General features: G+C 67.1%; 13 protein-coding genes and 1 pseudogene. 8 read left to right on the plus strand and 6 right to left on the minus strand.

Annotation, left to right across the window (positions count from 1 at the left end):
- Positions 1 to 13 precede the first annotated feature (13 nt).
- Positions 14 to 991 (minus strand): helix-turn-helix transcriptional regulator, encoded by a 978-nt coding sequence (locus tag RGU41_RS06930; RefSeq protein WP_166787267.1) that lies wholly within the window; start codon positions 989 to 991, stop codon positions 14 to 16.
- A gap of 290 nt (positions 992 to 1,281) precedes the next feature.
- Between RGU41_RS06930 and RGU41_RS06935 the strand changes: the two genes are divergently transcribed.
- The 8 genes from RGU41_RS06935 (at position 1,282) to RGU41_RS06970 (ending at position 8,353) form a co-directional block, all read left to right on the plus strand.
- Positions 1,282 to 2,970, plus strand: coding sequence for an MFS transporter (locus RGU41_RS06935; RefSeq protein ID WP_322135850.1), 1,689 nt, complete (start codon positions 1,282 to 1,284; stop codon positions 2,968 to 2,970).
- A gap of 46 nt (positions 2,971 to 3,016) precedes the next feature.
- Positions 3,017 to 3,793: an SLC13 family permease gene (locus RGU41_RS06940; protein ID WP_322135851.1), complete on the plus strand. Its 777-nt coding sequence runs from the start codon at positions 3,017 to 3,019 to the stop codon at positions 3,791 to 3,793.
- On the plus strand, positions 3,763 to 4,392 hold the full coding sequence (locus RGU41_RS06945) for an SLC13 family permease (protein WP_322135852.1): 630 nt from the start codon (positions 3,763 to 3,765) through the stop codon (positions 4,390 to 4,392). The genes RGU41_RS06940 and RGU41_RS06945 overlap by 31 nt, the downstream gene beginning before the upstream one ends.
- Positions 4,392 to 4,577, plus strand: coding sequence for an anion permease (locus RGU41_RS06950; protein WP_322135853.1), 186 nt, complete (start codon positions 4,392 to 4,394; stop codon positions 4,575 to 4,577). The genes RGU41_RS06945 and RGU41_RS06950 overlap by 1 nt, the downstream gene beginning before the upstream one ends.
- 59 nt (positions 4,578 to 4,636) lie before the next feature.
- Positions 4,637 to 4,939, plus strand: coding sequence for an SHOCT domain-containing protein (locus RGU41_RS06955; RefSeq protein WP_134558414.1), 303 nt, complete (start codon positions 4,637 to 4,639; stop codon positions 4,937 to 4,939).
- Between the two features lie 7 nt (positions 4,940 to 4,946).
- The gene (locus tag RGU41_RS06960) at positions 4,947 to 6,536 is read left to right on the plus strand and encodes a leucyl aminopeptidase (RefSeq protein ID WP_322135854.1); all 1,590 of its coding nucleotides are present in this window, start codon (positions 4,947 to 4,949) and stop codon (positions 6,534 to 6,536) included.
- Between the two features lie 9 nt (positions 6,537 to 6,545).
- Positions 6,546 to 8,000, plus strand: a complete 1,455-nt coding sequence (gene cls, locus RGU41_RS06965; RefSeq protein ID WP_322135855.1) for a cardiolipin synthase — start codon at positions 6,546 to 6,548, stop codon at positions 7,998 to 8,000.
- 119 nt (positions 8,001 to 8,119) lie between these two features.
- Positions 8,120 to 8,353: a hypothetical protein gene (locus RGU41_RS06970; RefSeq protein ID WP_134446517.1), complete on the plus strand. Its 234-nt coding sequence runs from the start codon at positions 8,120 to 8,122 to the stop codon at positions 8,351 to 8,353.
- A gap of 78 nt (positions 8,354 to 8,431) precedes the next feature.
- On the opposite strand, the gene RGU41_RS06975 is transcribed toward RGU41_RS06970, so the two are convergent.
- The 5 genes and pseudogenes from RGU41_RS06975 to RGU41_RS07000 form a co-directional block, all read right to left on the minus strand.
- The gene (locus tag RGU41_RS06975) at positions 8,432 to 8,896 is read right to left on the minus strand and encodes a hypothetical protein (protein ID WP_322135856.1); all 465 of its coding nucleotides are present in this window, start codon (positions 8,894 to 8,896) and stop codon (positions 8,432 to 8,434) included.
- Entirely contained in the window at positions 8,863 to 9,159 is a 297-nt protein-coding gene (locus RGU41_RS06980) for a hypothetical protein (RefSeq protein WP_322135857.1), read from the minus strand. The genes RGU41_RS06975 and RGU41_RS06980 overlap by 34 nt, the downstream gene beginning before the upstream one ends.
- 3 nt (positions 9,160 to 9,162) lie before the next feature.
- Entirely contained in the window at positions 9,163 to 10,425 is a 1,263-nt protein-coding gene (locus RGU41_RS06985; protein WP_322135858.1) for a MurT ligase domain-containing protein, read from the minus strand.
- A gap of 6 nt (positions 10,426 to 10,431) precedes the next feature.
- Positions 10,432 to 11,800: pseudogene (locus RGU41_RS06995) on the minus strand (RNA polymerase sigma factor).
- A 246-nt stretch (positions 11,801 to 12,046) separates the two neighbouring features.
- Positions 12,047 to 13,378 carry an MFS transporter gene (locus RGU41_RS07000; RefSeq protein ID WP_322135861.1) on the minus strand — a complete coding sequence of 444 codons (1,332 nt, stop codon included), beginning with the start codon at positions 13,376 to 13,378 and terminating at the stop codon, positions 12,047 to 12,049.
- Between the last annotated feature and the right edge of the window lie 23 nt (positions 13,379 to 13,401).

Genomic DNA, 13,401 nt, shown 5'->3' on the forward strand with positions numbered 1-13,401 from the left:
CGGGGACCGGGGATTACGCACGTCCAGACGCTCGTGTCTCCGGCAGGGCGATGCCGCCGATGCGGTACTGGGAGGGCAGGACGCCATACCGTGCGCGGAACCCGGCGCGGAGCTCGAAAGCGGACGTGTATCCGGAACGCGTTGCGATGTCGGCGATTGTCAGCCCCGCCGTGCGCGGTGCGAGCAGCAGCTGGGCGGCAGACTCCGCGCGACACCGGCTGATCTCCGCGGCGACAGTACTGCCCCCGCCCTCGAACGCGCGCTGCAGGTGCCGCAGGGAGATCCCCAGCTGGGCGGCAACGACAGCAGGACTGAGATCGCGGTTCCGGTGCCTGGCCTCGATGTGGGCGACGGCGCGCATGCGCAGGCCCGCCCGGAGGTCAGCGCTGTCCATGGCATAACCCTCGCCCTCCAGAAACATGCCGACCACGAGGTCCTCGATCGTCCTCTCTGTGACAGACACTCCGATGGCCGTCGGCGTCCAGGCCGCTTCGACGACCGCGAGCGCCAGGACCCGCAGGGGCGCGGCGAGAGACGCCGAGCGTTCGAGGCGCAGGCGTTCACCCTCGAGCTGGATCCCCCTCGCTATCAGGCGGGCCTGGGGAAGCTGGATGCCGAGTCCGCGCGTGACCTCCGTCGTCTGGACGGACGACGCGACCCCCGCCGGCATCACGTATGCGCTGATCGGGCTGAACCGTTGGGGCGGGTGCTGACCGAGTCCGATCGTCATGCTGCCATTGAGCATGAAACCGACGTGCAGGACCCCCGCGGTGGAATCGGTGCCCCCTGTGTAGCGGAAGGCCGACTGGGTGGCGAGCGTCACCGTCGTGCTGCCGATCGCTTTCCTGATCGCCGAAAAATGAAACACGTCAGAGGCCGGAACCTCGAGGCGCTGCGCGAGGAAGCCGACAGCGTCGTCGGGAAGCGGAACCGGGATGCCGGACTGAACGGTGAGATGCCGCACCGCGTCGCTGGACACCGGCACCCACATCTGAAACCCCTCACTTCTGCTGCGCGATCTCCGCGCGGCCCGCTGCGACGCAGACCTGCGATCCATTCCAGAACCGCAGGCTATCGCCCCCAAACGGGAACACAATGCAACGCGGAAGAACTCCGGGTTGTCGCCTGACAGCTCCGGACCCGGCACGGCGTTCTTGCGCCAGCACAAGCGCAGTCCTGCGCCAACTCTGCTGGACGCCGGATCAGTGGCCCTAGTCTGACAAGAATTCGCCGGACAGACCCAGACAGAACCAGTCGGAAACCCAGTTGGGAGCGTGAAGGATGTCCTCAGAGACCGTCGTACCCGGGGGTGCCACCCGCCCTGCCGTTGCAGCGTCGTGGTTGCCGTTGGTCGTGGTCGTGCTCACGCAGATTCAGGCGTCGTTCGCGGTGAATGCGTTGACGGTGTCGATGCAGGGCATCACGACGGATCTGAACACTCCAGCGACGAGTGTGGGGACGGCGATCACCGCGGGCACGTTCGCGATGGCGGCGTTCATCCTGCTCGGTGCCAAGCTGGGTGCGAAGTTCGGGTCCCGCCGGGTGTTCCAGATCGCAGTCGTGATCCATGGACTCGCGATGGCGGCCGTTGCCGTGAGTGTGAGTCCGACGATGCTGTTCATCGCGCAGGCCGCGTCCGGTGCGGTGATCGCGTTGATCGCGCCGGCGCTCGTGGTGTTCATCGCGGCGAACTATTCCGGTGAGCAGCAGGCCCGCTCGATCGGGTTCCTCGCGGCGGCCATCCCCGCGGCCGGGGTGCTCGCGCTCCTCATCGCGGGTACCTTCGCGTCCACGATCGGCTGGCGGTATTCCTTCGCCCTGATCGTGGCGCTCGCGGCAGTGAACCTGCTGCTGAGTTTCCGGTTGAAGGTCGTGCCGCCCCAGCCCGCCGTCGTGATCGACTGGGTCGGCGCCGTCCTCGCTGCGGGGTCCATCATCCTGCTGAGCTTCGGGTTCAGCGGCCTGAATTCCTGGGGCGTGGTCCTGGCCACGCCCAGCGCGCCTTTCACGGTCCTGGGGGTCTCCCCTGCGCCGGTCCTGATCCTCCTCGGGGCGATCGGCGGGCAGGCGTTCTTCGTGTGGTTGCGCCGGAGGAAGGCCGCGCACCTGCCGCAGATCTTCGACCTCGAGGTGCTGAAGTCCGGATCCGAGAAGGCGACGACCTTCGCGATGGCGGCGATGCTGTTCGTGGGAACCGCGGCGAACTTCCTGATCCCGCTCTACATCCAGATCGTGCAGGGCCGGTCGAGCTTCCAGACCTCGATCTCGATCATCCCGTACACCCTCTCGATCTTCATCGCCAGCTCCGTCGTGGCCACCCTGTACAAGCGGTACCCGCCGCACCAGATCGCCCGGGTGGGGTTCGTCGTCGTCGCCCTCGGGCTGGTGATCCTCGCCTTCACGATCCGGAACGAATGGGAACAGTTCGCCGTCGTCATCGGCCTCATCATCCTCGGCCTCGGCCAGGGGGCGATTGTGGCGCTCGTGTTCAACACCCTGCTCTCCGCGGCCCCGAAACGCCTCGCCGGAGACGTAGGCGCCTGGCGCGGCCTCGTCCACAACATCTCGGGGAGCGTCGGCATCGCCGTCGCGAGCGTCTTCGCCGTCGGAATCCTCAGCGCGATCGTGGCGTCGAGTGTCGCGAGCAGCCAGGCCCTGCCGCCGGAACTGGTCGCGCAAGTGCCCCTCGACAGTGTGAACTTCGTCACCAACGACCACCTCGAGTCGGTCCTGAGCCAGACATCCGCCACCCCGGAGCAGGTTGCAGAGGCCGTTGCCATCAACGAGGACGCGCGGCTCCGTGCCCTGCAGATCTCGCTGCTCGGCCTCGCCGGCATCGCACTCCTCGCGATCATCCCGGCCGGGCGGATGCCGGACTACATTCCCGGGGACATCCCCGCGGCGCTCTCGAGCGGCAAGGAACCGGACGACGACGAGGACGGCCTGGAACGGCCGGCCTCCCGGTCATGAGCAGGCCACGCGGCGACGCCGTTCACCGGCATCCTGGGGCGCAGCCGTGAACGACATCTCGATCACCCTGCTCGTGCTTCTCGCCGCGATCGTGCTCTTCGTCTGGAACGCGGTTCCCGTGGAGATCGTCGCCATCGGCGTCGCGCTGTCGCTTTTCCTGACCGGTGTGATTTCTTTCGAGCAGACCCTGGCGGGGTTCGGCGACCCGGTCATCGTCTTCATCGCCGCCCTGTTCGTCGTCAGCGAAGCACTCGACGCGACCGGGGTGACCACCTGGGCCGGCCAGCAGCTCACCAAACGCACCGGAACGAACCGGCGCATCATCGTGACGTTCGTGATGCTGCTCGTTGCGGTCGTCACCGCCCTGATCAGCGTCAACGGCGCCGTCGCGTCCCTGCTCCCGATGGTCGTCGTGCTCGCGATCCGGATTCGGCAGCCTCCTTCCCAGATGCTGATGCCACTCGCCTTCGGCGCACATGCCGGGTCCCTTCTCGTCCTGACCGGAACCCCGGTCAATGTGCTCGTCTCCGAGCTCGCGGTCAGCACGGGCCATGCACCGTTCGGATTCTTCGAATTCGGCCTCGTCGGCCTCCCGCTCGTCGTCGGGACCATCCTGATCACCGTATTCCTCGGCCCGAGGCTCCTGCCCAACCGAACCGCCCAGGTCGCGCCCAAGGATCTCAGCGACCACGCGCGTACCCTCGCAGCCCAGTACTCTCTCGCGGACGCGGAAGCCTGCTGGGCCGGAAGAACGGTGTCACAGAGGTCGTCATCGCACCACGCTCGTCCTTCGTGGGTGAAAGCGTCTTCACGGGAATGGTGACGGACAGTGGGGAACTCGTCGTCATCGCGATCCAGCGGAGCGGGGAGGACCTGACGGATGCCGTCCTCGCCGCTGGAGACGTGCTGCTGCTGCGCGGCCCGTGGCAGGCGCTCGACCGGAACACCGCAGACCCCAACGTCGTCGTCGTCGACGCACCCCAGCTGATTCGTCGCCAGGCCGTGCCGATGGGCCCGCGCGCAACGACCGCCCTCGTGATCCTCGCCGGCATGGTCGTCCTGCTTGCCACCGGGATCGTGCCTGCGGCGGTTGCAGCCCTGACCGCTGCGGCGGCGATGGTCCTCCTGCGCGTGCTCACGGTCTCCCAGGCGCACCGCTCGATCTCCTGGACGACCCTCATCCTCGTCGGCGGGATGATTCCGCTGTCGACCGCCATCCAGGTCTCCGGCGCTGCCGACGTCATCGCGAACGGGCTCGTCGCCGCAGTGGGCACCTCGAGCCCCTATCTGCTGCTCTTCGGTATCGCCGTCGTCACGAGCGTGCTCGGGCAGCTGATCAGCAACATGGCCACAGCACTCATCCTTGGTCCGATCGCCATCGCGATCGCAACCGAAACGGGGATCTCACCGCTCCCCTGCTGATGGGCGTCACGGTCGCAGCGGCAGCATCGTTCCTCACCCCGGTCGCGACCCCGGCGAACACCATGGTGATGGGGCCTGGAGCGTACCGCTTCGGCGACTACTGGAAGCTCGGGCTGCCCCTCCTGCTGCTCTTCGTCGCCGTTGCCACCTTCCTGGTTCCAGTCTTCTGGCCTTTCCACCCCTGACCTGACCCGACCACAACACCACGAACACCACCCCGGCTAAACCACTCGAGAGGAACACCATGGCATTCGGACGACGTTCACGCGGACTCGCGGCAAGTGCGGCACGCACTGCCGTCATCGTCGGAACAGCAACCGCGACGAGCAATGCCGTTCACGGCTCCGCCGCACGCAAGCAGGCGGCCGCTGCTGCAGCCGCCCCGGCCGTCGCTGCGCCCATCGCTGCGACGGCGCCTGTCGCCGTCCCGCCAGCGGCACCCCAGGAGGACATCATCAGCAAGATCGAGCGCCTCGCTGCGCTGCACACTGCCGGCGCCCTCACCGATGCGGAATTCGCCCTGCTCAAGGCCCAGGCGATCGCGTAGACCGCGCATGTCCCTCGGCACATACAAACTCATCCCGGAATCGTTCACCCGGACGCCATCCCAGACTCCGGCCTCCGCTGTCGGAATCCTCGTCGTCTCCGAGGTGCCGGTCGGTCTTGACGCCGTCGGATTCCTCATCGGCCCGGATGGCCCCCTTCCCCTGACGCTGGGTGCCGAACGGGCCACCCTCGTCTCTGCCGGCTTCACCGGCAGCATCGGGCAGACCCTGCTTCTCCCCCAACCGAACGGTCCGATCTTCATCGTCGTCGGTGCCGGACCCGCGGATGCCCAGGATGCGGATCTCCTGCGCGACGTCGCGGCCACCTTCGCGCGGGCGGCCCAGCGCTATCCCCGGATCGCACTCGCGATCGGCGACACCTTCCCCCTCGACGCTGCGACCGTCGGCCAGGCGGTCGTCGAAGGGGTCCTGCTCGCCCGCTACCGATACGTCGAGCTGCAGCCTTCCTCCGACCATTGCGCGCTCGTCACCCTCGACATCGTCCTCGACACCCCGAGTACCGGCTCCGGGGTCGCGGATCAGGCTCGCGTGGGGGTCCGTGTCGGCGAGATCACCGCACGCGCCACAAATCTCGCCCGGGACCTGGCCAACACTCCGCCGAGTCACCTCACCGCCACCGATCTCGGCACCATCGCGATCGGCCTCGGCCTCGAACACGGGCTGGCCGTCGATGTCTTCGACAAGCAGCAGATCATCGAGCTGGGCTGTGGCGGTCTCCTCGGCGTGAATGCCGGAAGCGTCGAAGAGCCACGGATCATCAAGGTGACGTACTCTCCCCCGCCAACGGTCGGTGCGGCGCCAACGGACGGTGAGGCGCCTCCCGCCCACCTCGCGCTGGTCGGCAAGGGCATCATGTACGACTCCGGCGGGATCTCGCTGAAGCCCTCCCACCCGATGCACCTGCTGATGAAGATGGACATGGCCGGCGCCGCCGCCGTCCTGGCCATGATGACGGCACTCCGCGCCCTGGACTGCGCGTCCGCGGTGACCGCCTTCCTGATGTGCACGGACAACATGCCGGGCGGCTCCGCCATGAAGCTCGGCGACGTCCTCACCATCCGAGGCGGAACCACCGTCGAGATCAAGAACACCGACGCGGAAGGCCGCCTCGTCATGTCCGATGCCCTGGTCCTGGCCGGCGAGGAGAATCCGGACGCGATCATCGACGTCGCTACGCTCACCGGGGCCGCGCTGATGGCCCTGGGCACGCACACGGCCGCCGTCTTCGGAAACAACCAGGCCCTCGTCGACCGCGCCATCGCCGCGTCTCGCGCTACGGCGGAGTCGATCTGGCAACTGCCGCTCGAACACCGCTACCGACCCCAGTTGAAGTCCGACGTCGCCGACCTGTCGAACATGGGCGGCAAGTACGCCGGGGCGACGGCCGCCGCCCTGTTCCTCGCCGAGTTCGTCAAGGACGTGCCCTGGGCTCACCTCGACATCGCGGGTACCATGCAGTCGGAAACAGACGAGCTGTGGAATACCAAGGGGGCGACGGGGTTCGGCACCCGGCTGCTGATCGACCTCGCACTGAACTTCACGGCGGACAGCATCGCGCCGACCCGGAACACCCGCTGAGGCACCCGGATGCAGGATCTCGAAACCGTCGCTCTCGTCCTGATCATGGTGCACGTGATCGTCGGCTTCACGGCCACCGTGCTCGTGTCGGCGAACCGGTCGCCCGCGAGCGCGATCGCCTGGGTACTCACGATCGTCTTCATCCCCTACCTCGGAGCCGTCGCGTTCCTGCTCGTGGGGTTCGGACGGCTCCCCGCCCCTCGGCGGGACAAGCAACGCGAGGTCAACGAACTCATCCTGTCCCGGACGGAAGGGTTCCACCAGGTCAGCCACCGCGAACAGTGGCCGCAGTGGCTGCCGTCCGCGGTCCAGCTCAATGTCAACCTCGGTGCGCTGCCCATGGTCGGCGGCAACCGAGCCGCCTTGCTTCCGGACTACGAAGGATCCCTTGCTGCCATGACGGCGGCCGTCGACACCGCGACGGAGTACGTGCACGTCCAGTTCTACATCCTCGTGCTCGACAGCGTCACGGAGCCGTTCTTCGACGCGCTGCGCCGGGCGATCGCGCGGGGTGTCACCGTCCGGGTGCTCTCAGACCATCTCTCCGGGTTCCTCCTGCCCCGGCGGGCCGAGACACTCGCCGCCCTGTCGGACATGGGCGCCGAATGGCACGCCATGCTCCCGCTCCGGCCGTTGCGCGGGCACTGGCAACGACCCGACCTGCGCAACCACCGCAAACTCGTCGTCGTCGACGGTCGGATCGGGTTCACCGGTTCGCAGAACCTGATCGACCCGACCTACCTGAAGAAGAAGAATCTCGCGAGAGGCCTGCGCTGGCACGAGCTCATGGTGCGGCTCGACGGGCCGGTCGTCCGGGAGCTCGACGCCGTCTTCGTCACCGACTGGTACAGCGAGACAGATGCCCTGCTCCCGCTCGACACGACCCCGCTGCTGCTCGAGCCCCGGGTGGAGCGCCTGGACGCGCAAGTCGTCCCGAGCGGGCCGAGTTTCGAGAACGACAACAACCTGAAGCTCTACGCCCTGCTGATCCACAAGGCCGAACGCCGGGTGAGTATCACGAGCCCGTATTTCGTGCCGGAGGAGTCCACGCTCCTCGCGATCATCACCGCGGCGTCGCGCGGACTCGACGTCGAGCTGTTCGTCTCCGCTGTCGGAGACCAGGCCCTCGTCTACCACGCCCAGCGGTCGTACTACGAGGCATTGCTGCGCGCAGGCGTCTCCATCTACCTGTACCGAGCCCCGACGGTGCTGCATGCCAAGCACTTCACGATCGATGATGACATCGCCGTGATCGGATCGAGCAACATGGACATCCGCTCATTCCGTCTCAACATGGAGATTTCGGTGCTCGTCCACGGACGGGACTTCACAACCGGCATGCGGCTCGTCGAAGACGGCTACCGGGCCAACAGCGTCAGGCTCGAACTAGCCGACTGGCTCGCACGGCCGGTCACCCAGAAAATCGGTGACAGCCTGGCGCGACTCACCTCCTCACTGCAGTGAGCAATCCGCTACGCGGTAAGCGAAATGTAACCGAATCGACTCCTTATCGAGGCTCGGCCGTGTTTGTATAGGACCAAGTTCAATTGGTATCGCTTGGTATCAGTCTGGAGGAGGAAAAAATGTCCCAGATCGCAGCACATGGTGCCATCGAAAACCAGAGCGCCACGCACCAGCTCACGGCCGCCGACAGGTGTGACGCGTGTGGCGCGCAGGCGTACATTCGCGTCAGCGTCAACAACAGCGAACTGATGTTCTGCGCCCACCACGGTCGCAAGCACCAGGAAAAACTCTCCGCCATCGCGGACAGCTGGCACGACGAGTCCAGCAGGCTCCTCGAAGACCAGCGTTCGTAACGCGACAGGCAGTACGACCGGAAACGGCGTCGACGCGACTGAGGTCGCGGCGGCGCCGTTTTCTTGTCCGCTGTGCCTCTAGGAGTCCGCGTCGAGGCTGAGGGTGGAGACCACGACGGCCGTCGCGGCCTCCGCGATCGCATCGGCGGCAGCTGCGCGCTCCGAACGCACATAGACGCCGCCTGCCCGCGTGACCGCTGCGGAGAGGATATGGTCCGCCAGACCCGGATTGCGGGCGAGGACCGGACCGTGCAGGTGCGTGCCGAGGAAGCTCCCCATTCGGAGACCCTCCGTCTTCGCCCCGTTGCCCACGCCGCTGAGCACCCGGCCGAGAACGGATGCCTCCGCTCCGACGTAGCTGCGGGCGTGGTTCTCGAAGCCCACGAGCCGGCCGAACGCTGATTCGACGACAAGGTCGCCCGTCGCACGCTCCGCGAGCGGGACAGCACGCCCCGCGACGAGACCGAGACCTTCGACGACGCTGCCGTCCGCGAGTTCGACTCCCCAGCTCAGGAGTTCCCAGCCGGTTCCGACCGCGAGCACGGGAACGCCCGCCGTTGTCCACGCGCGCAGAGCATTGACCAGGGGGCCAGGAGATCGCGCGTCGCCAGGAGGTCGGAGTCGTTTCCGGAACCGATCACGATCGCGTCGACCTTGCTCGGGAGTTCCTCGAGCGACCTGACCGGCACGATGGTCGCGTCGAAGCCGGCCCAGCGGGCGCGCTGTGCGAGCACGCGTGCGTTGGCGGCGTCCCCGTTGGTGTCGAGGAGTTCGGGAAGCACGGACAGTATCGTGAGTGCGCGCATGGCTCAACCCTCCCGGTTCGAGGCGAGGCCGAGGTGTGCGCGGGTGCGCCGCATCGAATCCGCCGAGAAGATGATGGTCTTGATGCCGTGCTCCGGATCCGGCAGGGCCAGGAAGTCGTCGAGTGCCCGGCCGAGGTCTGGCTCGATCCGGTCGACGACAACCCCGTCGTATGCGAGCTGCAGTGCAATGTCGTGGGCCTTCGATCCAGACACGATCAGCACCCGGCCGAGGCCGGAGGTGTCGACCGGCCAGAAGTATGACGGATCGCGGACATCGGACCCGATAGCGACCAGGACCTGGTCGAGGCCGGGTTCGAGGCTGTCGACGTTGAGCTGGAAGCTCGCCGGGTTCTGCACGAGCACGAACTCGACGCGGCGGCCGCGGACGGTGACGATCTCGCCCCTGCCGAAGACGGGCGGGATCGCGGATACGGCGGCGCAGGCCGTTGCCGCGTCGAAGCGGTCCCCGAGAGCGGCCCGGGCGGCCGCGATCGCGGTGAGTGCGTCCACGGCGTAGTGCACGCCGCGCGCAGGCAAGCCGAGGTCGAAGGACCGGCCGTCGAGCAGGACCGAAGCCGAGCGACCGGAGACGCGCGTGAGCAGGATGCCGCCGACCGGCGGCATCCGCTCGGACGCGGTCACGCTGTAGCCGAGACCGCGCGGGTTCTCCGCGAGGATCTCCGCCGTCACACCGTAGCGGGCCACGGCGGCCGGGCCGTCGAGGTGGTCGACGAGGCCGAGGAGGGACGCGTCGTCTGCGTTGATGACGACGGTCCCGCTCGCACGGTTCGCGATCCTGGCCAGCATGGCCACGACCATGTCGGAGTCGTGGAAACGGTCGATCTGGTCGACCATGACGTTCGTCAGTGCCACGACCCGGGGGTTGAGCGTCGCCGAGATGAGGGCGCCGTGCCCCTCATCCATTTCGAGCACGGCCATGTCACCGTGGATCCGACCGGTGAGGCTGACCTCCTCGAGCAGGGCGGAGGTGAGTCCCTGGCTGATGTTGGCGGTCGACTGGTTCGTGAACACCGTGACGCCGTGCGCACGGAGGGCCGCGACGAGCATCTTGGTGGTCGTGGACTTGCCGCTCGAGCCGGACACGATCACGAGACCGTCTGGAAAGCCGTTCAGAACGCTCGCGAGGAACCCCGGAGCGATCTTGTTGACGACGAGGCCGGGAACCGCGGATCCCCCGCCCGGCTTTCGCCAGCGCGCGAGTACCCGCACAGTTCGGCCGACCAGGATTGCCGGTGCATAGCGCACGGGATTCTATTCGAGGTAGTCGCGTAGTGACTGCGACCGCGACGGGTGACGCAGCTTGGCCATCGTCTTGGATTCGATCTGGCGGATGCGCTCGCGGGTCACTCCGAAGGTGTCACCGATCTGGTCGAGCGTCTTGGGCATGCCGTCGCCGAGGCCGAAGCGCATCCGGATCACGCCGGCTTCGCGCTCGGAGAGCGAGTCGAGCAGGCTCTCGAGCTGCTTCTGCAGCATGGTGAATCCGACGGCGTCCGCGGGGACGACGGCCTCGGTGTCCTCGATGAGGTCACCGAATTCGCTGTCGCCGTCTTCGCCGAGCGGGGTGTGCAGGGAGATCGGTTCGCGGCACGTACTTCTGCACCTCGACGACCTTTTCCGGGGTCATGTCGAGTTCGCGGCTCAGTTCTTCCGGCGTGGGTTCGCGACCGAGGTCCTGGAGCATCTGGCGCTGCACGCGGGCGAGCTTGTTGATGACCTCGACCATGTGCACGGGAATGCGGATGGTACGGGCCTGGTCGGCCATGGCGCGTGTGATCGCCTGGCGGATCCACCACGTGGCGTATGTGGAGAACTTGAAGCCCTTGGTGTAGTCGAACTTCTCGACGGCGCGGATCAGTCCAAGGTTGCCTTCCTGGATCAGGTCGAGGAACTGCATTCCACGGCCCGTGTAGCGCTTGGCGAGCGAGACGACGAGGCGCAGGTTCGCACCCAGAAGGTGGCTCTTGGCGCGCGCGCCGTCCTTGGCGACCCAGAGGAGTTCGCGCCCGAGCGCACTCTTCTTTTCCGCGTCGGTCATCTGGGACATCTTGTCCTCTGCGAACAGCCCGGCCTCGATGCGCATGGCGAGCTCGACCTCTTCGGCCGCGTTCAACAGGGCGACCTTGCCGATCTGCTTCAGGTAGTCCTTGACGGGGTCTGCCGTTGCGCCGGTGATGGCGCTCGAGTAGACGGGGACCTCGTCCTCGTCGTCGACGAGGGACAGGACGAGCGCGCCGCTCGGGAGGGGCTCCGTCGGCGTCTTCTTGCCGTGGTCGTCGTCGTTGTGGTCGTCTTCGACCTCATCGTGACCGTTCAGGTCGTCGTGGTCGTCCGCGCCGGCCTTGGACTTCGCGCCGGCCCGCTTGCGCGGCGTGCGGTGCTCGTCATCGTCGTCGTCATCGTCGTCGTTGCCTGAACCGGCAGCAGCGACGGCGGCGGCATCGGATGCAGCTGCCGCTGCGGCTGCCTTCGCGACGGCGGCCTTGGTGGGGGCGCGCTTGATGGCGGGGGCCTTCGCCGCTGCCTTGCGGGCCGGGGCCTTGGCGGGGGCCTTCTTCGCGGCATCCGTCTCGGCAACGGTGGTCTCTTCGGTTGGCTCGGTCTTTGTGCGGGTTGCCATTCGAACACCTCTCATGCCGTCGGGTGTGCACCGGCGGCGCTGCCCGCAGGTGCGGTGAACCGGGGGAAACGGTCCGTGCGCCAAGCCGGGCAGATATGGATTTTGGGCAGTACTAGGACCCATGTCAAGTCCCGGGCTGCGCACCATCAACTGGTAACGGTGCACCCAGGACCAGAACGGGCCCTATTGACAATTATTGCATGCTTTGTGTATATAACGAGCCAGTTCACGGCCTCTCGAACACGCTCAGCGCGAACGCGGACGCCGCCAGGCCCGCGCCACGGCGATCCAGAGGGGCGCCACCTCGACGCCCTCGTCGCGGGACAACAGGAATCGGGTGCGGCGCCGGGCGCGGAGCAGGAACACGACGCCGATCCCGACGACCAGGAACTGCACGAGGAAGGCGACCCGGAAGGATTCCAGGGAGTACAGGTTGCTCGGCGCTCCCCCGGCGACTCGCCAGCCATTCTGAAGGTCGAGCAGGACCCCGATCAGGTACACCATCACGAAACTCGCCGTGAAGCCGCCGACGTTCACGACGCCGTTGGCCGAGCCGTGGCTGCGTTTCGGATTGAAGCTGCGAGCGAAGTCGAACCCGATCAGGGAGCCAGGGCCGCCGATTCCGAGGGTGACGAGGAGTAGGATGATGAGCCAGAACGGTGGCGTTCCCGGCCAGGCGAGGACGACGGTCCAGGCCGCCGCCATCAGGATGACAACGGCGAGCACGATGTTGCTGCGGCGCTGGGGGTAGCGTGCGGTGAGGATGCCCAGGATGGGGCCGAAAACCATGCCGGCCGCGACGAGCACCATCAGCATCGAGGCGGCAAGAGCGGGGTCGTAGCCGAGGCCGTAGACCATGAAGGGGAAACCCCAGAGCATGCTGAAAACGGTTCCTGGCGACTGCGTCACGTAGTGCGACCAGAATCCGAGCTGCGTTCCCGGCCTGCGGAAGCTCTTCTTGAGCAGCACGAGCGCCTCCCGCAGGCTCGTCGGCCGAGCCTCGTCCGTCGATCCCACCGGCCGGTCCTCGATCACGACGATCACGACGACGAGCGCGACGACGGCGACGGATGCCGCGGACAGGAACGCGGGCGTCCAGCCGAAGGTGTGCAGCACCCAGGCGAGCGGAACGGCGGAGAGGACCTGGCCGAGCTGGCCGATGTTGCCGAGCCACTGCGAAAGCTGGGGCACAAGGGGGCCGTCGAACCAGGATCCGATCAGGCGGATCATGGAGATGAAGATGGCGGCGTCTCCCGCACCGACGAGCATCCGACCGGCGACGGCGGCGGTGATGTCGGTGGAAAACGCGAGGGTGACCTGTCCGCCGATCATCAGCGTTGTCCCGACGATCACGAGGATCCGGGGTCCGAACCGGTCGATGAGCACCCCGACAGGCACCTGCGCCGCTGCGTAGACCACGAGCTGCACGACGGCGAGGCTGGAGAGCAGCGCGGCGGTGCCGCCGAAGCGCTCAGACGCCGCGACTCCGGCGACGCCGAGCGACGTGCGCTGCAGGACTGCCGATAGGTACGCGAACGACCCGATGGAGAAGATGAGCCAGGAGCGACGGGAGTTCATTGCTCCCAATCTATCCGGTCCGG

Origin of the sequence: Cryobacterium sp. 10C3 (assembly GCF_034314285.1) — a bacterium.
GTDB classification, from domain to species: domain Bacteria; phylum Actinomycetota; class Actinomycetes; order Actinomycetales; family Microbacteriaceae; genus Cryobacterium; species Cryobacterium glucosi.

What these genes read in the sequence shown, in the direction of transcription:
- RGU41_RS06930 (WP_166787267.1), bottom strand. Translation starts at nt 991, where the DNA reads ATGTGGGTGCCGGTGTCCAGCGACGCGGTGCGGCATCTCACCGTTCAG.
- RGU41_RS06935 (WP_322135850.1), top strand. Translation starts at nt 1,282, where the DNA reads ATGTCCTCAGAGACCGTCGTACCCGGGGGTGCCACCCGCCCTGCCGTT.
- RGU41_RS06950 (WP_322135853.1), top strand. Translation starts at nt 4,392, where the DNA reads ATGGGCGTCACGGTCGCAGCGGCAGCATCGTTCCTCACCCCGGTCGCG.
- RGU41_RS06955 (WP_134558414.1), top strand. Translation starts at nt 4,637, where the DNA reads ATGGCATTCGGACGACGTTCACGCGGACTCGCGGCAAGTGCGGCACGC.
- RGU41_RS06960 (WP_322135854.1), top strand. Translation starts at nt 4,947, where the DNA reads ATGTCCCTCGGCACATACAAACTCATCCCGGAATCGTTCACCCGGACG.
- cls (WP_322135855.1), top strand. Translation starts at nt 6,546, where the DNA reads ATGCAGGATCTCGAAACCGTCGCTCTCGTCCTGATCATGGTGCACGTG.
- RGU41_RS06970 (WP_134446517.1), top strand. Translation starts at nt 8,120, where the DNA reads ATGTCCCAGATCGCAGCACATGGTGCCATCGAAAACCAGAGCGCCACG.
- RGU41_RS06980 (WP_322135857.1), bottom strand. Translation starts at nt 9,159, where the DNA reads ATGCGCGCACTCACGATACTGTCCGTGCTTCCCGAACTCCTCGACACC.
- RGU41_RS07000 (WP_322135861.1), bottom strand. Translation starts at nt 13,378, where the DNA reads ATGAACTCCCGTCGCTCCTGGCTCATCTTCTCCATCGGGTCGTTCGCG.